This window comes from Paraburkholderia sp. BR10141, assembly GCF_056155635.1.
This window is the reverse complement of record NZ_JBMIQH010000002.1, coordinates 95,024-120,349: the sequence shown is the minus strand read 5'-3', so window position 1 is coordinate 120,349 and position 25,326 is coordinate 95,024. Positions and strand designations below refer to the sequence as shown.

Genomic DNA, 25,326 nt, shown 5'->3' with positions numbered 1-25,326 from the left:
TTCACGATTTGAGTTTGGCGATTATTGCTGGCGGCGTGCGAACGAGACCGGGTAGGCAGCGGAACGCGCATTGATCATCGGGTCTTCGACTTCAATGCCGGCCGGCAAGGCGTTGGGAAGGAACAGCAGACTACGTTGGGCCACCTGATTGTCCGCCACGGCTTTCGTGATCGAGATCGTGCCCAGTTCCACGGTGCGATGCGCGCTCGACCACGCTACGGACGGATCGTCGAGCTTGTCGCCCGCTTGAGCGATCTGCAGAACGAGACGGAACCGCACGGGCGCATGCGATACGCGCTGGCGGATTTCCGACTGCAGGTAGTCTGGCGCCTTCTTTGCTGCGTCGGCATCCGCCAGGTAGTGCGCGCCGCCAACCGGCAGGATTTGATAGCGCCCGTACGTCACGATGCCCTTTGAATCAATAAACCTGAACGTGTTGACCCCGAAGTAGGGCAGTGACGCATAGCTGCGCGGGTATGGCTTGTGGGCGGTGAGGAATGCCTTTGCCACCGGATGGCTGCCCAGATAAACGTCCAGCGGAGTCGGCTTCGGTGTGTTCGGGCCACTCGTTCCGAGGGCAATCAGCAGATCGCGGAAATCGTCGGCCGTCGCGGAAGGAAACCCGTTGAACGAGTGCGCGACGATATCGGTGTCGCTGCCGTCCGGCAGCTTGAACTTGATGGCCATGCCGCGAGGGGACGCAAGGGGATGGTCGTCGGAAATATCGGGAATGCCGGCGAAGTTCGAAAACCGCACGACGACGGGGACAGTGGTCTGGAAATGCGGCGCCTTGCTCACGGCCGGCGCGCTCGCGCTGGGCGTGAAAGTGCCCTCGAGCACGATGCCTTTCGCATGCACCGCCCGCGCGTCCGGATGCTTGCCGAATACCCCATTCAGGGCGTCCACGAGTTGTACCGGGGTCGACTTTTGAGCGGGCGGGGATGCCGTTGTCTGGGCAGTCGCGGCTTGCCCCGTCGACAGGGCTAACAGGATCGCTAACGAAAAACGGGGCACGGATCGGTTCATGCTGGGGACTCTTCGGTTGGATGAGGGCTGGACGAGACAGCGCAAGTCTAATTGATATCGACAATAATGACAATTATATATGTCATTATGGTTAATATGGTCCCGTCCAGGGCGGGGCTATAATCGCCCGCTACGCCTGCTGATCCACACCTCTTTCCCGTGACTACCAAGAACGACGTCTTGCGCGCGCTGCAACGAGAACCGTTGACTGTCGTCCAACTCTGCGAGCGGCTTGCCGTGACGCGCACGGCGATCAACATGCAGTTGAAGCAACTGGAAGCGGAGGGGCTCGTTCAACGGCGGAAATTGCTGCAAACCGGGACTCCGGGAAAACCGGCAGTCCTCTATGAGGCCGCGCCGGGCAGTGAAGATGCATCGTCGAGCGCGTACCCCGGGTTCCTGCTCGGCCTTCTCGCCACACTCAAGCATCGGTTCGACGACCGTGAGCTCGAGGAAATCCTCACGGAAACGGGCCGCCGCCTTGCGCGCGAGAACGGCCTGCCCGCATCACGCGACTTCAAGACGAATCTCGCCGACGCCATGGCAATCGTCGACGCGCTCGGCGCGCACACGGAAGCCGTCCCCGATGGCGACGCAATCATGGTCCGCAATTACAGCTGCCCGGTTGCGGGTGCTGTGCGTGAAACGCCATGCGTATGTCGGGCGCTCGCAGCGTATTTTTCCGAGGCGACTGGCCGCCCGGTCAGCGAGCACTGCTTACGCGAAGGCCGGCTCATCTGCCAATATCGCATCGCCAGGAAATAACGGGACCACGCTGCCCGCGCCGCGCTGATCGGAGCCCGGCACGCGCCAACTGCAGCGCTGCGTCCCGGCAAACATACGCCACCCGGTCGAGCGGGACAAATGACAATCCGTGATGGGTGGCATCACATTTAGTGAAGCCGGCAGGCGAAGTTCACCTGAGTACTTTGCGCCAACACCGGATCAATCCCAGGTTTCACCGGTATCCGTTCGTCTACTATAGTAGATGGCATCGAGCGCGCCCAAAAGGAGCCGGCATGCCACGTGAAATCCGTCTGAACGCTTTCGACATGAACTGCGTGGGCCACATTCAGCAAGGCTTGTGGACACATCCGCGCGACCAGTCGAGCCGCTATACGGAACTCCAGTACTGGACCGACTACGCGAAGAAGCTCGAACGGGGCCTCTTCGACGGCATCTTCTTCGCCGATGTCGTCGGCGTGTACGACGTCTACGGCGGCAATGCCGACGCCGCGCTGCGCGGCGCGGTGCAGGTGCCCGTGAACGACCCCACGCTCGTCATTCCCGCCATGGCCGCGGTGACGCAGGATCTGGGCTTTGGCGTGACGGCCAATCTCACGTATGAACAGCCGTTTCTGTTCGCGCGGCGCATGTCCACGCTCGACCATCTCACGGGCGGGCGCATCGGCTGGAACATCGTGACGGGCTACCTCGACAGCGCGGCCCGCGCCATCGGCATGGACGGCCAGAACGCTCACGACGACCGCTACGATCTGGCCGACGAATACATGGCGCTCGTCTACAAGCTCTGGGAAGGCAGCTGGGACGACGACGCCGTCGTCAACGATCGCGCCGGCGGCATCTACGCCGATCCCGCGCGCGTGCGGATGATTCATCATCGCGGGCCGCAATACAAGGTGGATGCGATGCATCTGTGCGCGCCGTCGCCACAGCGCACGCCGGTGCTGTACCAGGCGGGGTCGTCCACGCGCGGCAGGCGTTTCGCCGCGACGCACGCCGAATGCGTGTTCATCAACGGTCAGAAGAGGGAAGGCGTAAAGGAGATCGTCGGAGACATTCGGGCGCAAGCGGTGCAACTCGGGCGCGCGGCCGACGACGTGAAGGTCTTTCTGGGCGCGACGCTGACCGTCGGACGCACGGATAGCGAAGCGCGCGAGAAGTTCGACGAGTACCGGCGCTACGTGAGTTCGGAAGCGGCGCTCGCGCACGCGGCGGCGTCGCTTGGCATCGACTTCGCGCGTTACGACCTCGACGAGCCCATCGAGACGGGCAAGAGCCAGGCGATCGTGTCGAACGTCGAGGCCATGACGCGCAGCGCAGGGCCGCAATGGACGCGCCGCAAGCTGCTCGAGCAGATGGTGCTTGGCAGCCGTCAGGCGCCGTGGGTCGGCTCTGCGCAGAGCATCGCGCAAACGCTGATCGAGTGGAGCGAAACGGCCGGCGTGGATGGCTTCAATCTCTCGCGCACGGTGGTGCCGGAATGCTTCGACGACGTGGTCGAACTGCTGGTGCCCGAACTGCAAGCACGTGGCGTGTATAAAAGCGCGTATCGTGAGGGCACCCTGCGCGAAAAGCTCTCCGGCCGCGCGCGCCTGCCGGCCTCCCACGCGGCAGCGCAGTATCGCGGCGCGCGCGTGAACGAGGCATGAGCGAGGCATGAGCCACGCATGAAAATCGGGCACTGAATTCCCGCTACGAGGAGACCGCCGCAAGCGGGCGAGAATATGGTAGACAAATCCCTCTTTCGCGACGCCATGTCCGGTCTTGGCGCCGCCGTGAACATCGTCACCACCGATGGCGGCGCCGGGCGCGCCGGCTGTACGGCGTCCGCCGTGTGCGGCGTGACGGACGAGCCTCCCACGCTGCTCGTCTGCATCAATCGCACGAGCCGCAACAACGCGATCCTGCGCGAGAACGGGCGGCTCTGCGTGAACGTGCTGGCGGCCGATCAGCGCGAGGTGGCCACGCGCTTCGCCACGAAAGACATCGACATGGACGAACGTTTCGCGCTCGCCGAGTGGTATCGGCTCGAAACGGGCGCGCCCGCGCTGCGCGGCGCGGTGAGTTCGTTCGATTGCCGCATCGCGCGCACAACCGAAGTCGGCACGCACACGGTGTTCTTCTGTGAGATCAAGGCGGCGCGCATGGTGGGCGGGCGCGACGGGCTGATCTGGTTCGGCCGCGCGTTTCATCGCGTGCTCGCACAGGCGCAAGCGGCAGCGGCGGCGGCCTGAGCGTGACGCGCACGCCTTCCCAAGGCGCTGCCGGTTCCCGTTCGTCGGACGAAACGGAGCCGCCGGGGCTTGGCGCGGCGCAACGCGGCAAGGCCGCCTCGCTCGCATTGCTGCTCCTCGCGCAAGTGGCGGCGATGGGCGTGTGGTTTTCGTCGAGCACCGTGGTGGTCCTCATCAAGCAGGCGCACGCCATTGCCGCCTTCGACGAAGCCTTGCTCACGAGCGCCGTGCAGTGCGGATTCGTGGCCGGCACCATCACGTCCGCATTGCTTTCGCTGCCCGACCGCTACGATCTGCGCCGGCTGCTTGCGGGTTCCGCGCTCGTGGCGGCCGTGGCCACGGCGTCGCTCGCGTTCCTGCCGCCGGTCGGCGGTGCGGTCGTTGCGCTGCGGTTCATCACGGGCATGTGCATGGCGGGCGTGTATCCCGTCGGCATGCGGCTCGCGGCCACCTGGGCGCAAGGCGATCTCGGTCTGCTCGTCGGCCTGCTCGTGGGCGCGCTCACGCTCGGCTCGGCAAGCCCGCATCTGCTGGCGGCCACGGGCGGGCTCGGCTGGCGCACGATCTATGGCGTCGCCGCGGCGTGCGCGGCGTGCGCCGCGGTGCTGATCGGCTTTGCGGGCATCGGGCCGAATATCCGGCGCGCCACGCGCATCGACGTTGCGAAGGTCGCGCAGGCGTGGCGGCGGCCCGCCTTGCGGCTCGCCAATCTCGGTTACCTCGGCCACATGTGGGAGCTTTACGCGATGTGGGCGTGGCTCGCGCTGTTCCTGCAGCAGACGTTCGTCGCGCGCGGCATGGCCAATGCCCGCACGCGCGCGGAGTGGATGACCTTCAGCGTGATCGCGATCGGCGCGGCGGGCGCGTGGCTCGGCGGCGTGCTGGCGGACCGCGTGGGGCGCACGGCCGTCACGGTCGGCGCGATGGCGACGAGCGCAACGTGTGCCGCGCTGATGGGCTGGCTGGCTCACGCGCCGCTCATCGTGATGGGCGCGGTCGCGCTCGTGTGGGGCGTCTCGGTGATCGCCGATTCCGCGCAGTTTTCGGCGAGCGTGGCCGAACTGGCCGATCCGGACTCGGTCGGCACGCTGCTGACCGCGCAGGCTTGCGCGGGTTTTCTGCTCACGCTGGTGAGCATTCATCTCGTGCCGTACGCGGTGGCGTGGCTGGGATGGCGGGGCGGCTTCGGCATGCTGGCCGTGGGACCGGCGCTCGGCTGTGCGGCGATGCTGCGGTTGCGGCGGCATCCCGATGCGGTGCGGCTTGCGGGTGGGCGTCGGTGATCCGCAATGGCGCACGCAGGCGGGAATCGAAAAGCAGAGGAAAACTGAACAATTGGTGTGCGCTGCGTGGTTCCACGCACCCTGCCGTTCGTGGACCTTTCCACAGAACCACGACATGCGGTAACTTAACGCGGATATTGGTTACGTCCCGCGCAAGAGGAGCTTGTCACGCATGTCCGCAAGACTGAACGAATTCCAGCAGCCCATCGGGGACCCTGTCAGCGGCTGGCAGCCGCGCGAACGGCCTGCGCGTGTGACGATCGAGGGCCGGTTCTGCCGCATCGAGCCGATCGACCTCGACCGCCACGCCGCCGATCTCTTCGAAGCCTACGGCACGGCGGCCGACGGTCGCGACTGGACCTACCTGTTCTCCGAGCCCTTCACCGACTTCGCCGCGTTTCGCGAATATCTCGCGAAAGCGGCTGCATCGAGCGACCCGTTCCATTACGCCGTGATCGACCGCGCGAGCGGGAAGGCCGTGGGTACGTTCGCGCTCATGCGCATCGAGCCGGTGCATGGCGTAATCGAAGTGGGCAGCGTGACGTTTTCGCCGCGCCTGAAGCAAACGCCGCTTTCCACCGAGGCGCAGTACCTGCTGATGCGCTACGTGTTCGACGATCTCGGCTACCGGCGCTACGAATGGAAATGCGACAGCCTCAACGCGCCTTCGCGCAAGACGGCGTTGCGTCTGGGCTTCCAGTTCGAGGGCATTTTCCGCCAGGCGATCGTGTACAAGGGCCGCAACCGCGACACCGCGTGGTTCGCGATCATCGACCAGGACTGGCCGCTCGCGAAAGCCGCATTCGAGAAGTGGCTCTCGAAAGAGAACTTCGACGCGCAAGGCCAGCAGCGCGCGTCGCTTGCGAGCTTGAGAGAAGCGGCAACCTCCTGAATGTGCGTGCTGCATGAAGGCACATGGGTCGATGCGCCCATTTGCTACCTCGAAGACCTGTTCGTCGATCCCGCTTGCCGCGGCCAGGGCATCGGCAGGCGGCTCATCGAAGACCTCATCGCACTGGCGCGTTCGCGCGCATGGTCGCGTCTTTACTGGCATACGCGCGAAGACAACCCCGCGCGCAAGCTCTACGACGAATTCGCGCAAGCCGACGATTTCGTACGGTATCGGTTGCAGTTCTAAACCGCTGTCTGGGTCAGCGTTCCCACGTCCCGAGCCCGATAGATAGGATTGTAACGAGTATTGTCACGATCGTTTCATCGGTATAGGATGAGTGCGAATAAACCACCACGGTTTGATGTGCATCGCACAAATTCGCTACCCAGCCTATGTCAGAAGCCTCAACGAACTCGCTCGTCGTGCTGCGCGGCGCGCCCGCCCAGCATGCTGCGCATTTAGCGCGCAACGCCGGCGTGGCGTTCGACGCGGCGTGGCTCGACGCCTTGCGCGTCAACCAGTCCGCCGTCGAGCGGCGCACGGCCACGCTCGGCACGCGCCGCGCGGTCAAGAAGGACCCGCAGGCCGCGTGGCTCCTGAAGGCCATCACCTGCATCGATCTCACCACGCTCAACGGCGACGACACCGAAGGCCGCGTGCGACGCCTGTGCACGAAGGCGCGCAACCCCGTGCGCGCCGACCTGCTCGCGGCGCTCGGCTTCGCGCCCGATGCCATCACGACAGGCGCGGTGTGCGTGTACCACCGCTTCGTTGCGGCAGCCGTGGATGCGCTGGCGGGCAGCGGTATTCCCGTCGCGGCAGTTTCCACCGGTTTTCCGGCGGGCTTGAACCCGCACGCGCTCAAGCTCAAGGAAATCGAGGCCTCCGTTAAGGACGGCGCCGAGGAAATCGACATCGTCGTCACGCGCGAGCACGTGCTCACCGGCAACTGGCGCGCGCTCTACGACGAAGTGCGCGAGTTTCGCGCGGCCTGCGGCGACGCGCATCTGAAGGCGATTCTCGCCACGGGCGACATCCGCGTGCTGTCGAACATCGCTCGCGCGTCGATGGTCTGCATGATGGCGGGCGCGGACTTCATCAAGACGTCCACGGGCAAGGAGGGGGTCAACGCCACGCTCGACGTTTCGCTCGTGATGGTGCGCATGATCCGGGAATACCGCGAGCGCACCGGCGCGCTGGTGGGCTTCAAGCCCGCGGGCGGCGTCTCGAATGCCAAAACCGCGCTCGCGTACCAGATCCTCATGAAGGAAGAGCTGGGGCGGCCCTGGCTCGAGCCCGAGTTGTTCCGCTTCGGCGCTTCGAGCCTGCTCGCCGACATCGAGCGCCAGCTCGAACACCATGTGAGCGGCCGCTATTCCGCCTTCCACCGCCACCCCGTAGCCTGAGCAGACCATACCGATGAGCGTAGCCGAGTATTTCCGAACGATGGATTACGGTCCCGCCCCCGAGGACGATCAGCCCGTGCGCGCGTGGCTCGCGCAGCACGAGGCCGCGTTTGGGCATTTCATTGACGGCGCGTGGCGCGAAAGTGCCGATGGCGCGCACTTCGAAGTACGCGCGCCCGCCACGGGCGAGGCGCTCGCCGCCGTGGCGCAAGGCGGTGCGGCGGACGTAGCGGCGGCCGTCGCGGGGGCGCGCGCGGCGCAGCCCGAGTGGTACGCCATGGGCGGTGCGGCGCGCGCGCGGCATCTCTACGCGCTCTCGCGCATGGTGCAGCGCCACAGCCGCCTCTTCGCCGTGCTCGAGGCGCTCGACAACGGCAAGCCGATTCGCGAGGCGCGCGACATCGACGTGCCGCTCGTGGCGCGCCATTTCCTCCATCACGCGGGTTGGGCGCAGCTTCAGGAGAGCGAGCTGGAAGGCTGGTCGCCGCTCGGCGTGATCGGCCAGATCGTGCCGTGGAATTTCCCGCTGCTGATGCTCGCGTGGAAAGTGGCGCCCGCCATCGCACTCGGCAACTGCGTGGTACTCAAGCCCGCCGAATACACGCCGCTCACCGCGCTGCTGTTCGCCGAACTGGCGCATCGCGCCGGCCTGCCCAAGGGCGTGCTCAACGTGGTGACGGGCGACGGCAGCACGGGCGCGGTGCTCGTCGAGCATCCCGGCGTCGACAAGATCGCGTTCACGGGCTCGACCGAAGTAGGTCGCCTCATCCGCACGGCCACGGCCGGCACGGGCAAGTCGCTCACGCTCGAACTGGGCGGCAAGTCGCCGTTCATCGTGTTCGACGACGCCGACCTCGACGGCGCCGTGGAAGGCGTGGTGGACGCCATCTGGTTCAACCAGGGCCAGGTATGCTGCGCGGGTTCCCGGCTGCTGGTGCAGGAGGGCGTCGAGGCGCGCTTTATCGAGAAACTCAAGCGCCGCATGGCGACGCTGCGCGTCGGGCCCTCGCTCGACAAGGGCATCGACATTGGCGCGATCGTCGATCCGGTACAGCTCGAACGCATCGAGTCGCTCGTGGAAGCCGGGCGGCGCGAAGGCTGCAACGTGTGGCAGCCGCGCGAAGTCGAGTTGCCATCGGGCGGCTGCTTCTATCCGCCGACGCTCGTGACGGGCATCGGGCCTGCCTCGACGCTCGCGCAGGAGGAAATCTTCGGGCCGGTGCTCGCGGCCATGAGCTTTCGCACGCCGGAAGAGGCCGTGGCGCTCGCCAACAATTCGCGCTACGGCCTCGCCGCGAGCGTGTGGAGCGAGACCATCGGGCGCGCGCTCGACATCGCGCCGCGTCTGCAGTGCGGCGTGGTGTGGATCAACGCGACGAACCTGTTCGACGCGAGCGTGGGCTTCGGCGGCTATCGCGAATCGGGCTTCGGCCGCGAGGGCGGCCGCGAAGGCGTATTCGAATATCTGAAGCCGGCCGCATGGAGCAAGCTGCCGATGCGCGCGCAACGTGAGGTGCGCCCGCCGGCGCCAGACTTTGCGCACGCGGGCGGCGGTCTCGATCGCACTGCGAAGCTTTTTATCGGCGGCAAACAGGTACGGCCCGATAGCGGCTATTCACACGCCATCTACGCACCAAACGGTGAATGGGTGGGCGAAGTCGGTGCGGGCAGCCGCAAGGACGTGCGCGACGCCGTTGCCGCCGCGCGCGGCGCGGGCAAGTGGACGCAGATGAGCACGCACGCTCGCGCCCAGGTGCTGTACTACCTCGCGGAAAACCTGAGCGCGCGCGCCGAAGAATTCGCACGGCAACTCACGCGCCGCGCGGGGCACGACGCGCGCGCGGCCGGGCGTGAAACGGAGATGGCGATCGACCGGCTCTTCAGCTACGCGGCGTGGGCCGACAAGTTCGATGGCGCGGTGCATACCCCGCCGTTGCGCGGTGTCGCGCTCGCCATGCACGAGGCGCTGGGCGTGGTCGGCATCGCCTGCCCCGACGAAGCGCCGCTGCTCGGCTTCGTTTCGCTGATCGCACCGGCGCTCGCGATGGGCAATCGCGTCGTGGCGCTGGCGAGCGAGGCGTGCCCGCTGGCTGCGACGGACTTCTATCAGGTCGTGGAAACCTCGGATGTGCCTGCGGGCGCGCTCAACATCCTGACCGGCGAGCGCGCCGCGCTGCTGCCGGCCCTCGCGAAGCACGACGACGTGGACGCGCTCTGGTGCTTCGGCACGGCGGCCGATTCGTCCCTCGTGGAGCGCGAGTCGGTGGGCAACCTGAAGCGGACCTTCGTCGATCATGGCCGCGAGGTTGACTGGTTTGACCGGACGAGCGCAGGATTGCCGTTCCTGCGCCATGCCGTGCAGGTGAAGAACATCTGGATACCGTACGGCGACTGAGCGCTTCGAACAAGAAAACGCCAGATCAATGGAGACAAAAGCATGCTGAAGAATCTCGACCCGCTTCTGAACGCCGATGTCCTGCAAGCGCTGCGCGCGATGGGTCACGGCGACGAACTCGTCGTTTGCGACGCCAACTTTCCCGCCGACTCCGTTGCGCGCGCCACGGTGCTCGGCAAGCTCCTGCGCATCGACGGCGCCGATGCGCCCCGCGCCGTGCGCGCGATCCTCTCCGTGCTGCCGCTCGACACCTTCGTCGAAGCCCCGGCCATGCGCATGGAAGTGGTCGGCGAACCCAACACGATTCCCGCCGTGCAGCACGAAGCGCAGGCCGAGGTCGACGCCGCGGAAGGCCGCGCCGTGCCGTTCGCGCCTATCGAGCGCCATGCGTTCTATGCGCGCGCCCGCAAGGCCTACTGCGTGATCGCCACGGGCGAAACGCGCGGCTACGGCTGCTTCGTGTTCACCAAAGGCGTGCTGCTCGCGCCCGACGCGCCGCGCGGCAGGGAGCAGGGCCAATGAGCGGACGCGTCGTCATCCTCGGCATCTATGTGACCGATCTCGCATTTCGCGCGAGCCGCATGCCGATGATCGGCGAGACGCTCGCCGGATCGGCATTCGCGATGGGGCCGGGCGGCAAGGGCTCGAATCAGGCCGTGGCCGCCGCGCGCGCGGGCGCGCAGGTGGTGTTCTGCACGCGTGTGGGCAACGACGCGTTCGGCGACATCGCGCGGGCGACGTGGGCCGCCGAAGGCATCACGGCGCGCACCCAGGCCGTGGACGGACTGGCCACGGGCGCGGCGCACATCTTCGTGGACGACACGACCGGCATGAACGCGATCATCGTCGCAGCGGGCGCAGCGGCCACGATGGAGCCCGGCGACGCCGAAGCGATCGAAGCCGATATTGCGGCCTCCCAGGTATTCGTCACGCAACTGGAGCAGCCGCTCGCGGCAGCGCGGCGCGGCCTCGAACTCGCGCGCCGGCATGGCGTGAAGACGGTGTTCAATCCGGCCCCCGCCATGGCGCTGCCCGACGACATCTTCCCGCTTTGCGACTACATCACGCCCAATGAGACCGAGGCGCAGGCGCTCACGGGCATCGAGATCCGCAACGCCGCCGACGCGCGCCGCGCCGCCGACGTGCTGCTCGCCAAGGGCGCGGGCGCGGTCATCGTGACGCTGGGCGAAGCCGGCGCGCTGCTCCACACGCGCGATGCTTCGGTCTTGCTACCCGCCTTCAACTGCGGGCCGGTAGTGGAGACGGCGGGTGCGGGCGACGGCTTCACGGGCGGCTTCGCGGCGGCGCTCGCGCGCGGCGACGACGCGCTCACGGCCACCCGCTTTGGCTGCGCGCTGGCAGGCATTTCCGTGACGCGCCCCGGCACCGCGCCCTCCATGCCGCGCAAGGAAGAAGTCGACGCCATGCTCGCACGCACGGCGAACGCCAGCGCGCATTGAACGTTGCCAGGTGAAAACACACCGCAAAGGATGAGGTCCATGAAGTCTGCACTCTTTGCCAAATGGTTCGGTGACCGGCAGTTGAACTTCCTGCTGGCCGTGAACCTGCTGGTCGTGCTGGTCGCGGTCTGGGTGTCGCGCGGGCAGTTCGTCGGCATCGACAACCTGCAGTCGATGGGCGCGCAACTGCCCGAAGTCGCGCTACTCGCGCTCGGCATCATGCTCTCCATGCTGTCAGGCAACGGCGGCATCGACCTGTCCGGCGTGGGGCTCGCGAATCTTTCGGGCATGATCGCCGCGCTGGTGGTGCCGCGTTTCGTGAGCGGCGACGATTCGCCCGCGCTCTATACGGCGCTCTTCATCGTGATCGTGCTTGGGATGGGGCTCCTTGGCGGTCTGCTCAACGGCGTGGTGATTGCGCGCCTCGGGCTCACGCCCATTCTCTGCACGCTCGGCACACAGTTGCTTTTCACGGGCTTCGCGGTGGCGCTGAGCAACGGCGCCTCCGTGCACGTGGATTATGTCGAACCGCTCGCCGATATCAGCAACGGCACGTTCTTTCAGATACCGATTTCGTTCCTGCTATTCGTGGCCGTGGTCGTGCTGCTGGGCTGGCTGCTCAGGCGCACGCCGTTCGGGCTGCGCCTCTACCTCATGGGCACGAACCAGCGCGCGGCGTTCTATGCCGGCATTCCGCGCGCGCGCATGCTGATCATGACCTACGCGATGTGCGGCGTGCTCGCCTCGCTCGCCGGGCTCGTGAGCGTTTCGCACACGCTCAGCGCGAAATGGGACTACGGCAATTCCTATCTGCTGATCGCCATTCTCATTGCGGTGATGGGCGGCGTGAATCCGGCGGGCGGCTACGGACGCATCATCTGCGTGTTCTTCGCCGCAACGGTGCTGCAATTCCTTTCGAGCCTCTTCAATCTGATGGGCGTTTCGCAGTTTTTCGGCGATTGCGCCTGGGGCTTCCTGCTGTTGCTCTCGCTCGCGTTCGCGGGCGGCGAGCGGGTGCGCGCGATTTTCGGTTTCGGTGGCTCCCCGTCTGCTGGCAAAGGGCGGACTTCGGGCTGACCAGCCGAACTGTGTAGCAGGCGGGCCTCGTGCCTCGGAGGTCCGCCGCCATCTCTTTCGGGGCGACGGTTAATCGGCTAATAAAAAACGGAGACATCGAACATGAAGATCAAGCGACTCAGTGTGGCGATCACGGCGTGTGCACTTGCCGCTGGCATGGCGGCCGTGGCGTATGCGGCGGAGAACCCGACCATCGTCACGGTGGTGAAGGTGACCGGCATCAGCTGGTTCAATCGGATGGACGACGGCGTCAAGGAATTCGGCAAGGACAACCCGAAAGTCTCGGTCTACCAGACCGGGCCCGGCCGCGCGGACGCCGCGCAGCAACTGAAGATCATCGACGACCTGATCGCGAAGAAAGTGAGCGCGATCGCGGTCGTGCCGTATGACCCGCCGACGCTCGAACCAGCGCTCAAGAAGGCGATGGACCGCGGCATCAAGGTCGTCACGCACGAAGCCGACAACGAAAAGAACACGATGGTCGACGTCGAGGCGTTCGACAACTCCGCCTATGGTGCCGCGCTCAACGACCGCCTCGCCTCGTGCATGCACGACGATGGCAAGTGGGCGACGATGGTCGGCTCGCTCGGCAGCCGCTCGCAGGTGCAGTGGGCCAATGGCGGCATCGACAACGCGAAGAAGAAGTTCCCGAAGATGCAGCTCGTCGAGACCAACCTCGAAACCAACAACGACGGCGAGCACGCGTATGAAGTGGCCAAGGAAGTGCTGCGCAAGCATCCGGACATCAAGGGCTTCCAGGGCTCGTCGTCGCTCGACGTGATCGGCATTGGCCGCGCCGTCGAGGAAGCGGGCCTGCAGGGCAAGATCTGCGTGTACGGCACCGGCTTGCCGACCGAGGCCGGCAAGTACCTCGAAAGCGGCGCGATCAACGGCATTGCGTTCTGGGATCCGAAGCTGGCGGGCATCGCCATGAACAAGATCGCGATGATGCTGATCGACGGCAAGACCGTGGAGAACGGCGCGAACCTCGGCCTGCCGGGTTACGAGAAGGTCACGGTGTCGAAGGGTCCGGGCAAGGGCATCATCGTGCGCGGCCAGGGCTGGGTGAGCGTCGACAAGTCGAACTACAAGCAATACAACTTCTGATCGGTAGAAGGTGGCGCGCGCAGCGGGCTCGCAGCCCGGCGCGCGCTTCGTCGCAACGTCACGAAGAGACGACATGGCTTCAGAACCGTTATTGCAGGTGCTCGGCGTGCACAAGCGCTTCACGGGCGTGCACGCCTTGCGCGGCGTGACGCTCGCGTTCGAGCGCGGGCAGATCTATCACCTGCTCGGCGAGAACGGGTGCGGCAAGAGCACGCTCATCAAGATCATCTCCGGCGCGCAGCCGCCGGACGAAGGCGAGCTGGTGATCGACGGCGCGCGCCACGCGCGGCTCACGCCGCTCGAATCGCTCGCGGCGGGCATCGAGACTGTGTATCAGGATCTTTCGCTGCTGCCCAACATGAACGTGGCCGAAAACATCGGGCTCACGACCGAACTCGCTGAGCACGCGGGGCGCCTCGCGCGCACGTTCGACCGCCGCGAACTCGCGCGCACGGCCGAGCGCGCCTTGAAGGCCGTGGGCCTGCCGGGCGACGCCGACTTCCAGGCGACGCTCATCGAACAACTGCCGCTCGCCACGCGCCAGCTCGTGGCGATCGCGCGCGCCATTGCGAGCGAGGCGAAGTTCGTCATCATGGACGAGCCCACGACCTCGCTCACGCAAAAGGAAGTGACCAACCTCATTGCCGTGCTCGGCCAGTTGCGCGCGCAGGACGTGACCGTGCTGTTCGTGAGCCACAAGCTCGACGAGTGCTATGCGATCGGCGGCGAAGTGATCGTGCTGCGCGATGGCCAGAAAGTGACGCAAGGCCCGATCACGAACTACACCAAGGCGCAGTTGAGCGAACTGATGACGGGCCGCGAGCTTTCCACCGAGCGCTACCGCAACGTCGCGGCCGAAGCCGAGGTGCTGCTCGACGTTCGCGGTCTGGGTCGAACGGGCCTGTTCAGCGACGTGTCGTTCACGCTGCATCGCGGCGAGATTCTCGGCGTGACGGGTCTGCTCGATTCGGGCCGCAACGAACTCGCGCGTGCGCTTGCGGGCGTCGCGCCCGCCGATGCGGGCGAGATCGTGCTCGAAGGCCGCGCGATCAAGCTTTCGACGCCCGGCGATGCGAGGCGTGCGCGCATTGGCTATGTGCCGGAAGACCGTCTGAATGAAGGCCTTTTCCTCGACAAGCCGATTCGCGACAACGTGATCACGGCGATGATCGCGAGCCTGCGCGACCGCTTCGGCCAGATCGATCGCACGCGCGCACGCGCGCTGGCCGAAAACACCGTGAAGGAACTGCAGATCGCCACGCCCGATGTGGACAAGGCCGTGCAGTCGCTCTCGGGCGGCAACCAGCAGCGCGTGCTGATTGGCCGTTGGCTCGCCATCGACCCGCACGTGCTGATCCTCCACGGGCCGACCGTGGGCGTGGACGTCGGCTCGAAGGACATCATCTATCGCATCATGCAGCGGCTCTCGCAGCGCGGCATCGGCATTCTGCTCGTGAGCGACGACCTGCCCGAGCTGCTGCAGAACTGTGACCGCGTACTGATGATGCGTAAGGGCCGCCTCGCTGAAGAGCACCACGCCGATCGTCTGACCGAAGCCGAGCTGTACCGTGCGCTGCTTGCAGAGGCAGCCTGAATTTCGCGTAACGTTTTGCCGGACACCGCATGAGCATGAATCAGACAATGAGCACGTCGTCCAACACCGTCGAAGTCGCGCGCCAGAGCGTACCGCTGAACTGGCGCGCGAAGCTCGCCCGCAACCCCGAATGGTTCACGGCCACGCTGATCGTCATTACCTGCGTGATCGTCGCCTCCATCAACCCGCGCTTTTTCCAGTGGGCCACGCTGTTCGACCTGCTGCACTCGGCGACGATCACGTCGCTGTTCGCGCTGGGCACGCTCGTCGTGCTGGCGTCGGGCGGCATCGACGTCTCGTTCACGGCGATCGGCGCGCTCACGATGTACTCGATCACGAAGGCCGTATTCGCGTGGTGGCCCGATGCGCCGTTCGCGCTCATTCTGCTCACGGGCGCCGTGGGCGGTATCGTGCTCGGCGTCATCAACGGCATGCTCGTGCACCGGCTGCAGGCGCCCTCGCTGATCGTGACGATCGGCACGCAATACCTCTATCGCGGGCTGCTGCTTACCTTCGTGGGCACGACGTTCTTCATGAACATCCCGCACAGCATGGATCACTTCGGCCGCATTCCGCTCATCGCCTACAAGACCGCCGATGGGCTCAACGCGGTGCTGCCGGTTTCCGCGATCGCACTCGTGGCAGGCGCGCTCCTCACGTGGTGGCTGCTCAACCGTACGATGATGGGGCGCGGCGTCTACGCCATGGGCGGCAGCACGGCGATTGCGGAGCGGCTGGGCTTCAACCTGCGCGCGATCCGGCTGTTCGTGTTCGGCTATACGGGGTTTCTCGCCGGCGTGGCGGGCATTTTGCACGTGGCGAACAACCGGCTTGCCAATCCGTTTGACCTGGTGGGCTCGGAACTCGACGTGATCGCGGCGGTGATTCTGGGCGGCGCGCGCATTACCGGCGGCAGTGGCACGGTCGTGGGCACGCTGCTCGGTGTGGCGCTCGTCACGCTCATCAACAACGTGCTGATTCTCGTGGGCGTGCCGAGCACGTGGCAGAAGGTGATCGTCGGCGCGTTCATTCTGGTGGCCGGCACGCTGTTCGCGCTGCGCCGGCGCGGCTGAGTCGGCAGACTATTGGCGCGAGGCCGGCGCCGCACGGCCGGTCGGCGCTTATGCGCTGTGCTCGCGCAGCGTCTGGCCTTTCTCGGTGATGACGGAATTGAAGTCGTCCAGCTGCGAAAAGCGCCACGCCTTCACGATGCCATACTTGCTGGCATCCACAACGAGATGGCTTTCTACGGCGCTGGCCATGGCGGCTTGCTTGAGCGCCACTTCGTGAAAGTTCCAGCACGTCACGCCGCGCGCGGCGTCCACGCCGCCCGCTGAAATAAACGCCTTGTTGATGCCCATGCGGCGCAGCGTTTCCAGGCTCTCCTCGCCGGAAAACGAATCCGACGACGGCACATACACGCCTCCCAGCAGGATCATGCGCACATTGGGCATGCGCCGCAGAATCTCGGCCACGTTGAGCGAATAGCACACCGCCGTGATCTGCAACTGGGAAGGAATGAGGCGCGCGAGTGCGGCAAGCGTCGTGCCGCAGTCGATGAAGACGGTGTCGTTCTGCGCGATGAGCCGTGCCGCGTGCGCGGACGCTTGCGACTTGGCCTGCGCGAAGTGGTCCTTTTCGTGTTCGAGCGAGTAGCCGGCGGTATTGGGCACGTCCTGCGCGCTCACGATATAGCCGCCCAGATACGTGAAACGCTCGGGATTCGCGGCGATGTCGCGCCGCACGGTCATCTCGGAGACACCAAGCACGCTGGCTGCATCGCGCAGATGCATGACGTTGTGTTTTGCGAGCGCGTCGGCAAGGGCGCGCAGCCGGTCGGTTTTGGCCATGGAGTGGGTGCTGCGCCGGACTGTGCTGCGTTCCGGCGAACGTTAGATTTGTTTCGTACGCTTGAGCGAATTATAACAAGCAAGGCGTGCGATGGCCACGCGCTTTGGCTCCTGCCGCCCCGGCGCCCGCTTCGGCGAGCATGCGTTTTTCGCATGCTCCGCTCGACAATTAATCGTTTGTGGCGTCCCGATGCCGCACGGATACTGCCCTTTCTCGTGAAGCGGCGGCAACGCCAAACCGGCAGCAATCCATGCGATCAGACCTCAATTTCATCAATGGGCAGTTCGTCGGCGCCGAAGGGCCGCAGATCGCTGTCCATAATCCCGCAACCGGCGACGCGATCGGCCACGTGAGCGCGGCGAGCGCCGCGGACGCGGTTCGCGCGGTCGTGGCCGCCAGGGCCGCGCAGCGCGCCTGGCGCAAGTTGCCCGCCGCCGAACGCGGCGCGAGCCTGAACCGGTTTGCAGAAGCGATCGTGGCGCGCGCGCCGAAGATCGGCGCGGCGCTTGCCGCCGAGTCGGGCAAGAGCGTCGCGGACGCAACCGCCGAAGCACAGTACGCCGCCGAAATCCTGCGCTACCACGCGCAGTGGGCGCGTCGCATCGAAGGCGAGGTGATTCCGAGCGACAGCGCGAACGAAAACCTCGTTCTCATGCGCGAGCCGATCGGCGTGGCCGCATGCCTGATTCCGTTCAACTTCCCCGTGTACACGCTGCTGCGCAAGGTCGCGCCGGCGCTCATCACCGGTAACGCGGTGGTCGTGCGCCCGAGCAACAACACGCCGTGCTCGGCGTTCGAAGTGGCGCGCGCCGCGCAGGAAGCCGAACTTCCGGCGGGCATTTTCAACGTGCTGGCCATGGACCACGACACGGCCGCTGTGCTCTGCACGCACGCGGACGTCGGCATGATCACGCTCACGGGCAGCGTGAGCGCGGGCCGCAAGGTGCTCGACTACTGCAAGGAAAATATCGCGAAGCCGTCACTGGAACTGGGCGGCAAGACGCCCGCGATCATCGAAGACGACGCCGATCTCGAAGCGGCCGCTACGGCCATCGTGCGCTCGAAAACCACGCATTGCGGCCAGCTTTGCACGGCGATCGAACGTGTGTACGTGCACGCTTCGGTGCATGACCGCTTCGTCGCGCTGCTGCGCGAGAAGATGGGCGCCGTGCGCTTCGGCGACCGCGCCGAAGACGCCGCTCGCATGGGTCCGCTAGTGAGCGCGAGCGCACGCACGGCGATCCACGCGATGGTCGAACGTGCGGTGGCCGAAGGCGCGAAGCTCGAAACGGGGGGCTACGTGCCCGAAGGCAAGGGCCATTTCTATCCGCCTACCTTGCTCACGCATTGCCGCCAGGACATGGAGATCGTGCAGGAGGAGATCTTCGGCCCGGTGCTGCCGGTGCTTTCGTACGAGACGCTCGATGACGCGCTGCGCATGGCCAACGATCACCAGTTCGGCCTTTCGTCGGTGCTCTTTACGGAGCGCTACCGCTCGACCCTGCGCGTCGCGAACGAGATCGAAGCCGGCGAGCTGTACGTGAACCGCACGCCCGCGGACCCGTATCAGGGCTATCACGCCGGCTGGAAGCGCTCGGGCCTCGGCGGCGACGACGGCAAGCACGGCATGCTCGAATTCACGCAGACACGCCTTGTCGTGATGCCGTTCTGATCGTTCGAGTTACTGATTAATCGCAGCAACGGCGCCCTTGAACTGGGCGTCGCAGATAAAGAAAAGACGCCTCGCGCGGGCAACCGCCCGCGTGCCGGTCGACAGCCTTGCATGGGACCAGAGTAAGTGCTTTGCACCAACTCTGGTCGACAGCTTTGCATGGGACCAGAGTAAGCGCTAAAGCGCCAACTCTGGTCGACAGGAGACAAACTTGCAGAAGTCCATCGGAAAGCCCAATGCGCCGGCGATGCCGCGCGCCGAAACCGCAGCGCTCACGCCCGTCGCTGCGGGCTCCATGCAGCGCTACGTGCAGTTGCTGCTGCTCGTGCTCGCCGCGGGCGGTATCTATCCACTGCTGTATCTGCGTCAGGTCTACCAGACCACGATGCTCGATGTCCTGCATATCGACAACGCCCAACTCGGCTATCTTTACTCGGTGCTCGGCATCGTGTTCTTCATTTCCTATCTGCCGAGCGGCTGGCTCGCCGACCGTGTCGCGCCGCGCCTGTTGATCTGCTTTTCGCTTATCGGCACCGGGGCGCTGGGCCTCTGGTACTCCACAGCACCCTCGTTCCATGCGCTGCTCGTGATCTTCTGCCTTTGGGGCGTCACGACCGGCCTCACGTTCTGGGCGTCCGTGCTCAAACGCGTGCGCATGATCGCGGGGGCGAACGAACAAGGCCGTTTTTTCGGGCTGCTCGATGGCGGACGCGGGCTCGTCGAAGCGCTGCTCGCCACTGCCGCGCTCGCGCTATTCGCCGCCGCAACCGGCTCGGGACGCGGTGAAGCGGCGGGCCTGCGCCACGTGATCTATATGTATTCCTTCACGTGTATCGCACTCGGCGCGTTGATGAGCTTCTTCAAGGATCCCGCGCCCGCGCAGGCCGAAAGCAAGCCGGTCGAGGCGAATGCGAACGGTTCGCTGTGGCGCGATCTCGCGACGCTCGCCGCGATTCCCCAACTCTGGCTGATGGCAGCCGTGGTGTTCTGCGGCTATCAGATCTTCTGGGCGACTTACAGCTTCTCCGCGTATCTCCAGCAGGGCGAGATGCATATGACCGTCGTGGCGGCCGGCATGGTCACCACCGCGAAGCTCTGGATGCGTCCCATCGGCGGCATTGGCGGCGGCTTTCTCGGCGACCGCCTGTCGAACCTGCGCGTGCTGATCTGGGCGCTGTTCCTCGCCGTCGCGGGCCTGATCGGCCTGATCGTGCTGCCCGCGCTGCGCAACATGGTGCTGCTCGGCGCGGTGGTGCTGTTCATCGGCCTCATGACCTACGCGATTCGCGGCCTCTACTGGACGCTGCTCGACTACTGCGCGATTCCCATGCGCATCACGGGCCTCGCCATCGGTCTCGTTTCGCTGATCGGGTATTCGTCGGACATCTTCCTGCCGCTCGTGAACGGCTATATCACCGAGCACTACGCGGGCATGCTCGGCTACCAGATCTATTTCGCCTATGTCGCCGCCATTGGCACGCTCGGCGGTATCGCCGCGCTCGTGCTCAAGCGTATGACCCACTCCAAACCTGCCTGAAACAGCCTGAACCATGAAAGTCGTTGCAATTGAAACGAACGTCGTCGCTGTGCCGCCTCCGCACCTCGGCGGCATGTACTGGATCTTCGTTACGCTGAAAACCGATTGTGGCATCGAAGGCGTGGGCGAAATCTACGCGGCCACGTTCCATCCCGACGTGATGGTGAGCGCGATCGAAGACGTCTTCACACGCTATCTGCTGGACCACGATCCGCACCGCGTCGAGCGCCTGTTCCGCGAGACCTATTCGAGCGGCTTCACGCAGCGCGCGGACCTCACGATGATGGGCATCGTGAGCGGCCTCGAAATGGCATGCTGGGACATCATCGGGAAGGCGGCGGACAAGCCCGTGTACGAACTGCTCGGGGGCATGGTGAACGAGCGGCTTCGTTCGTACACCTACCTGTACCCGAAGAACGCGCAAGGCGAATACGATTACGACGATCCCGATCTCGCCGCCGAATGCGCGGCCGAGAACGTGAAGCGTGGCTTCACCGCGGTGAAGTTCGATCCGGCGGGTCCGTACACGGCTTATTCGGGGCATCAGCTTTCGCTCGACGTGCTCGACCGATGCGAAACGTTCTGCCGCAAGGTGCGAGAAGCGGTGGGAAGCAGGGCCGATCTGCTGTTCGGCACGCATGGACAGATGGTGCCTTCCTCGGCGATCCGGCTGGCGAAGCGGCTCGAGAAATACGACCCGCTGTGGTTCGAAGAGCCGGTGCCGCCGGGCCAGGAGGAGGCCATCGCCAATGTCGCGAAGCACACGTCGATTCCCATTGCCACGGGCGAGCGCCTCACCACCAAATACGAATTTCACAAACTGCTGCAGGCGGGCGGTGCGTCGATCCTGCAACTGAACGTCGCGCGCGTGGGCGGCCTGCTCGAAGCGAAGAAGATCGCGACGCTCGCCGAAGTGCACTACGCGCAGATCGCGCCGCATCTCTACAACGGGCCCATTGGCGCGGCGGCAAGCATTCAGCTCGCGGCCTGCACGCCGAACTTCCTGATTCAGGAAAGCATCGGCACGTGGGACGGTTTCCACGCACGAGTGCTCAAGCAGCCGATTCAGTGGGAAGACGGCTACATCGTCCCGTCGAAGGCACCGGGCCTTGGCGTCGAGCTCGACATGGACGTCGTGCGCGCGCACTCGCCTTATACGGGTAAGCGTCTGCATCTGCAGATGGCGAGCCAGCCCGCCGACGTGCGCGATACCTCGCCCGCACGCGGCTGACCTGCCGGAGCACTCAGATGAACTACGACTACATCATCGCCGGCGCCGGCTCGGCGGGCTGCATTCTCGCGGAACGGCTCTCCGCTTCGGGGCGTCATTCGGTGCTGCTGCTCGAAGCGGGCGGACCCGACGATTCGTTCTGGTTCAAGATCCCGATCGGGTTCGCCAAGCTGTACTACAACAAGCAGTACAACTGGATGTACTACAGCGAGCCGGAGCCGGAGCTTGCCGGCCGGCAGATCTACGCGCCGCGCGGCAAGGTGCAGGGCGGCTCTGGCGCGATCAACGCCATGATCTACGTGCGCGGCGCCGCGCGCGACTACGACGACTGGGCCGCGGCGGGCAATGCGGGCTGGTCGTACCAGGAAGTGCTGCCGTACTTCCGCAAGCTCGAATCGCATCCGCTCGGCGACACGCCGTGGCACGGCGCGAACGGCCCCGTGCGCATCACGCCGATGAAGGAGGGCGCGCATCCGGTTTGCCGCACCTTTGTCGAAGGCTGCACGCAGCTCGGCTACGAGCGCAACGAGGACTTCAACGGCGCGCGGCTCGAAGGCGTGGGCATCTACGATGTGAACACGCGCGACGGCAAACGCGATTCGAGCAGCGTGGCCTACCTGCATCGCGCGGGGCAGCGCTCGAACCTGAAGATCGAGCATCATGCGCGCGCCACGCGTGTGCTGTTCGACGAGGCGCAAAAACGCGCCATCGGCGTGGAGATCGTGCAGCAGGGCGTGAAGCGCACGTTTCGTGCAAATCGCGAGGTCATCGTCGCGGCCGGCGCGGTCGATTCGCCCAAGCTGTTGCAGCTATCGGGCGTGGGCCCGCGCGAATTGCTCGCGAAGCACGGCATCGACGTGGTGCATGAACTGCCTGCGGTGGGACAGAACCTGCAGGACCATCTGTGCGTGAGCTTTTACTATCGCTCGCGCGTGAAGACGCTCAACGATTCGTTCAGCAGCTGGATGGGCAAGCTGAAGTTCGGACTGCAATACGTGCTTCAGCGCAAGGGCCCGTTCTCGATGAGCGTAAACCAGTCGGGCGGCTTCTTCCGCTCGAGCCAGGACGAGGCGCACCCGAACATGCAGGTGTACTTCAACCCGCTTTCGTACCGGATTCCGAAGTCGGATCGCGCGCAACTCACGCCGGAGCCGTACTCGGGCTTTCTCGTCTGCTTCAATCCTTGCCGGCCCACGAGCCGCGGCTCGGTGGAGATCGCTTCGGCGAACGTGGAAGACGCGCCGAAAATTCGCGGCAACTACCTCTCGACGCAGAAGGACCGCGACGAAGCGATTGCGGGCAGCCGCCTCGTGCGCAAGCTGATGACAGCGCGCGCACTGCAGGGCATCACCGAAGCCGAGGTGACGCCCGCCGGCGAAGTGACCGACGACGCGAGCATGCTCAAGTTCTTCCGCGAGCAAAGCGGCTCGATCTATCACCTGTGCGGCTCCTGCGCGATGGGGCCGGACCCGCGCACGTCGGTGGTGGACGCGCGCCTGCGCGTGCATGGCATCGAAGGCCTGCGCGTGGTGGATGCGTCGATCTTCCCCAATATCACTTCGGGCAACACCAACGCGCCGACGATGATGGTCGCGGAAAAGGGCGCAGACCTGATTCTGGAAGACGCCGATCAGGCCATCGCCGCAAAGGCCATCGAGCAGGGCCGTCAGCGCATGGCCGCAACTTCGTCCTGAAGCCATTGCCGGAAAAGCCGGAGCGGCTTCGAAGCCTTCTGTTCGGGCCGCACCACGAACCAGTATGACTGGCGGCCGTCCACGTGGATGTCGCGCACGGGCGCGAGCAGACCTTGGGCCAACTCGTGCTCGATCATGTGGCGGTCGGCCATCGTCACGCCGAGCCCTTCGATGGCCGCGCGGATCGCATGATCGAGCAAGTCGAATTCGTAGCCGCCCGAGGTGTCCACGTCTTCGATGCGCGCCGCGTCGAGCCAGTGCCGCCACGTGAGATAGCGCTGGTTGTCGCCCGCGAGCACGTGCAGCAAAGTATGCCGCGTGAGATCGATGGGCCCTTGCGCGAGCAGCGCGGGCGCGCACACGGCGATGTGCGATTCGTGCATCAGCAGCGAGCTGTCGAGGCCTTCCCATTCGCCATCGCCAAAGCGGATCGCGCAGTCCAGCGCCGTCGAATCGGCGAGACTGTCCTGCAGATGCGTGGTGAGGCTCAGTTCGAGTTCGGGATGGCGCGCCTGCAGACGCGTAAGGCGCGGCACGAGCCAGCGGCTCGCGAAGGTGGGCGGCGCGTTCACGCGCAGGCGGTTGAGGTCGCTCTTCTGCTGGATCGTGCGCACCGTCAGTTCGATGCGGTCGAACGACTGCTGGAGCGTGCGCAGCAGCGCACGCCCGGCTTCGGTCAGCTCGAGCCGGTGATGATGGCGCTCTAGCAGCGCCTCGCCAAGCTGCTCCTCGAGCTGGCGCACCTGGCGGCTCACGGCGCTCTGCGTCACGTTCAGCTGCTCGGCGGCGCGGGTGAAGCTGCCGCTCGTGCCTGCCGCCTCGAACGCCTTCAGGGCGTTCAGCGCCGGCATCTTTCGCTTCAAGGTCGTCTCCTCGCTCCGGGCGCCATGTCGAAACGACGCCTCCTGCAAACGACGCAGTATACCGGCCCGCGCCGCCATTCAGACGCCCCGCGCACGTGAGAGCGCAGCGAGCGAGAGCGTGACGACGAGCGCGAACACATAGAGCCCGCCCGCCCCCAACAGACGCATGAACAGCGAAGCGACGGTGGGTCCGGCCGCGCCGCCGAGCGAGAACACGAGCAGCAGCGTCGCGCTCGTCTGCACGCGTCGCGCCTGATCGACACGGTCGTTCACGTCGGAGACGATCACGCCGTAGAGCGTGAAGGTAAGCGCGACGTAGAGAAAGAGGATCGTATCGACGAGAACCGGTGCGCGCAGGATGGCGAGCGCCGCGGCCGCGCACGCGGAGACGAGCGAGATCAGGCCGAGCGTGGCGCTCCGCCCGAGGCGGTCCGAGAGCCGCCCCACGGGCCATTGCGAAAGCAGTGCGCCGATCAGCACGACACCCATGGCGCGCGAAATCCCGCTGGCCGGATAACCGATGCGCGCGAGATACACCGGCGTGAGCGCATAGAACGCGCTGGAAAGCAGCCCCGCGCCGATGCAGGCCGGCACGCTACGCGGCGCGACGCGGTGCAGTTCGCGCAGGCCGTCGAGCAGCAGCGTGGGGCGCTTCGGCGTGGCGAGCGCGGAAGGCGGCGCCGTGGCCGCAGGCGCGGGCGGTCCGGCTCCCGCCGATTGCCACTCGCCGATCAACGCCACCGGGATGAGCGCGGTCACGAACAAGCCGTTCACGAGCGCATGCTCGAAGATGCCGCCGGGCGCGCCCACGCCCAGCAGGAACTGCCCGGCGCTGACGCCGAGATAGGTGAGCACGAGATAAAACGCGAACGCACGCCCGCGCCGCTCGTTCGGCACCGCGCCGTTCACGCCGCTTTCGATCGAGGTGAACACGCCGACCATGCTGAAGCCGGTGATGAGCCGCAGCAGGGCCCAGATGTCAGGGGAATCGAACGAGAGATAGCCGAGCGCCGCGAGCGCGGCGAGCGCGCCAAAGCCGATGAAGGCGCGCTGTGGCCCGATGCGCCCGACGATCGGGCCGAGCCCCAGCGCGCCGACGATAAAGCCGACGTAATAGCACGATTGCACGAGGCCGACGTCGAGTGCGGTGCGCTCACCTTGCAGCATGCGCAGCGAGATCAGCGTCGTGAGGAGGCTGTTCCCGCAAACGAGGATCGTATAGCCGCCCAGCAGGCCGATGAGCGCCCGCATGTACGGCGG

General features: G+C 65.8%; 20 protein-coding genes and 1 pseudogene. 17 read left to right on the top strand and 4 right to left on the bottom strand.

The annotated features are described in order from the left end of the window. Nucleotides 1–21 precede the first annotated feature (21 nt). Nucleotides 22–1,071, bottom strand: coding sequence for a catalase family peroxidase (locus ACOJB8_RS03100; protein ID WP_475011017.1), 1,050 nt, complete (start codon nt 1,069–1,071; stop codon nt 22–24). 114 nt (nt 1,072–1,185) lie between these two features. On the opposite strand from ACOJB8_RS03100, the gene ACOJB8_RS03095 reads away from it, so the two are divergent. The 13 genes and pseudogenes from ACOJB8_RS03095 to ACOJB8_RS03035 all read left to right on the top strand — a co-directional run bounded on the left by ACOJB8_RS03095 (nt 1,186) and on the right by ACOJB8_RS03035 (nt 16,291). Then, the gene (locus ACOJB8_RS03095; protein WP_069267024.1) at nt 1,186–1,791 is read left to right on the top strand and encodes a helix-turn-helix transcriptional regulator; all 606 of its coding nucleotides are present in this window, start codon (nt 1,186–1,188) and stop codon (nt 1,789–1,791) included. A 254-nt stretch (nt 1,792–2,045) separates the two neighbouring features. After that, nucleotides 2,046–3,419, top strand: coding sequence for an LLM class flavin-dependent oxidoreductase (locus ACOJB8_RS03090; protein WP_475011016.1), 1,374 nt, complete (start codon nt 2,046–2,048; stop codon nt 3,417–3,419). Nucleotides 3,420–3,494: 75 nt separating this feature from the next. Next, complete coding sequence (locus tag ACOJB8_RS03085; protein ID WP_475011015.1) at nt 3,495–4,004, top strand: flavin reductase; 510 nt, start codon at nt 3,495–3,497, stop codon at nt 4,002–4,004. Between the two features lie 2 nt (nt 4,005–4,006). Beyond that, complete coding sequence (locus ACOJB8_RS03080) at nt 4,007–5,287, top strand: MFS transporter (RefSeq protein ID WP_475011014.1); 1,281 nt, start codon at nt 4,007–4,009, stop codon at nt 5,285–5,287. 172 nt (nt 5,288–5,459) lie between these two features. Beyond that, nucleotides 5,460–6,425: pseudogene (locus ACOJB8_RS03075) on the top strand (GNAT family N-acetyltransferase). 146 nt (nt 6,426–6,571) lie between these two features. Next, on the top strand, nt 6,572–7,585 hold the full coding sequence (deoC, locus tag ACOJB8_RS03070; protein WP_475011013.1) for a deoxyribose-phosphate aldolase: 1,014 nt from the start codon (nt 6,572–6,574) through the stop codon (nt 7,583–7,585). A 13-nt stretch (nt 7,586–7,598) separates the two neighbouring features. Continuing rightward, nucleotides 7,599–9,980 (top strand): aldehyde dehydrogenase family protein, encoded by a 2,382-nt coding sequence (locus tag ACOJB8_RS03065; RefSeq protein ID WP_475011012.1) that lies wholly within the window; start codon nt 7,599–7,601, stop codon nt 9,978–9,980. Between the two features lie 42 nt (nt 9,981–10,022). Continuing rightward, nucleotides 10,023–10,502: an RbsD/FucU family protein gene (locus tag ACOJB8_RS03060; protein WP_069267018.1), complete on the top strand. Its 480-nt coding sequence runs from the start codon at nt 10,023–10,025 to the stop codon at nt 10,500–10,502. Next, a complete protein-coding gene (rbsK, locus tag ACOJB8_RS03055) occupies nt 10,499–11,440 on the top strand; it encodes a ribokinase (RefSeq protein WP_475011011.1) in 942 nt (313 codons plus the stop codon). Before ACOJB8_RS03060 ends, rbsK begins: the two co-directional genes overlap by 4 nt. Before the next feature lie 39 nt (nt 11,441–11,479). Continuing rightward, complete coding sequence (locus ACOJB8_RS03050; RefSeq protein WP_368605141.1) at nt 11,480–12,517, top strand: ABC transporter permease; 1,038 nt, start codon at nt 11,480–11,482, stop codon at nt 12,515–12,517. Nucleotides 12,518–12,619: 102 nt separating this feature from the next. Continuing rightward, nucleotides 12,620–13,624 (top strand): autoinducer 2 ABC transporter substrate-binding protein, encoded by a 1,005-nt coding sequence (locus tag ACOJB8_RS03045; protein WP_069267015.1) that lies wholly within the window; start codon nt 12,620–12,622, stop codon nt 13,622–13,624. Between the two features lie 73 nt (nt 13,625–13,697). Further along, nucleotides 13,698–15,218, top strand: coding sequence for a sugar ABC transporter ATP-binding protein (locus ACOJB8_RS03040; RefSeq protein WP_475011010.1), 1,521 nt, complete (start codon nt 13,698–13,700; stop codon nt 15,216–15,218). A 35-nt stretch (nt 15,219–15,253) separates the two neighbouring features. Then, nucleotides 15,254–16,291: an ABC transporter permease gene (locus ACOJB8_RS03035; RefSeq protein WP_475011222.1), complete on the top strand. Its 1,038-nt coding sequence runs from the start codon at nt 15,254–15,256 to the stop codon at nt 16,289–16,291. Between the two features lie 48 nt (nt 16,292–16,339). Here ACOJB8_RS03035 and ACOJB8_RS03030 read toward each other — a convergent pair whose 3' ends face one another. Next, on the bottom strand, nt 16,340–17,068 hold the full coding sequence (locus tag ACOJB8_RS03030) for a DeoR/GlpR family DNA-binding transcription regulator (RefSeq protein ID WP_069267012.1): 729 nt from the start codon (nt 17,066–17,068) through the stop codon (nt 16,340–16,342). Nucleotides 17,069–17,319: 251 nt separating this feature from the next. Between ACOJB8_RS03030 and aldA the strand changes: the two genes are divergently transcribed. From aldA to ACOJB8_RS03010, 4 genes are all read left to right on the top strand, one after another. Continuing rightward, the gene (gene aldA, locus ACOJB8_RS03025) at nt 17,320–18,741 is read left to right on the top strand and encodes an aldehyde dehydrogenase (RefSeq protein WP_368619176.1); all 1,422 of its coding nucleotides are present in this window, start codon (nt 17,320–17,322) and stop codon (nt 18,739–18,741) included. A gap of 247 nt (nt 18,742–18,988) precedes the next feature. Further along, nucleotides 18,989–20,278, top strand: coding sequence for an MFS transporter (locus tag ACOJB8_RS03020; RefSeq protein WP_475011220.1), 1,290 nt, complete (start codon nt 18,989–18,991; stop codon nt 20,276–20,278). Between the two features lie 13 nt (nt 20,279–20,291). Then, on the top strand, nt 20,292–21,509 hold the full coding sequence (locus ACOJB8_RS03015) for a mandelate racemase/muconate lactonizing enzyme family protein (RefSeq protein ID WP_475011009.1): 1,218 nt from the start codon (nt 20,292–20,294) through the stop codon (nt 21,507–21,509). Between the two features lie 17 nt (nt 21,510–21,526). Then, on the top strand, nt 21,527–23,203 hold the full coding sequence (locus tag ACOJB8_RS03010) for a GMC family oxidoreductase (protein WP_475011008.1): 1,677 nt from the start codon (nt 21,527–21,529) through the stop codon (nt 23,201–23,203). On the opposite strand, the gene ACOJB8_RS03005 is transcribed toward ACOJB8_RS03010, so the two are convergent. After that, nucleotides 23,176–24,054, bottom strand: coding sequence for a LysR substrate-binding domain-containing protein (locus ACOJB8_RS03005; protein WP_069267008.1), 879 nt, complete (start codon nt 24,052–24,054; stop codon nt 23,176–23,178). The two genes, ACOJB8_RS03010 and ACOJB8_RS03005, sit on opposite strands and share 28 nt — an antisense overlap. A gap of 90 nt (nt 24,055–24,144) precedes the next feature. Next, complete coding sequence (locus ACOJB8_RS03000; protein ID WP_475011007.1) at nt 24,145–25,317, bottom strand: MFS transporter; 1,173 nt, start codon at nt 25,315–25,317, stop codon at nt 24,145–24,147. Between the last annotated feature and the right edge of the window lie 9 nt (nt 25,318–25,326).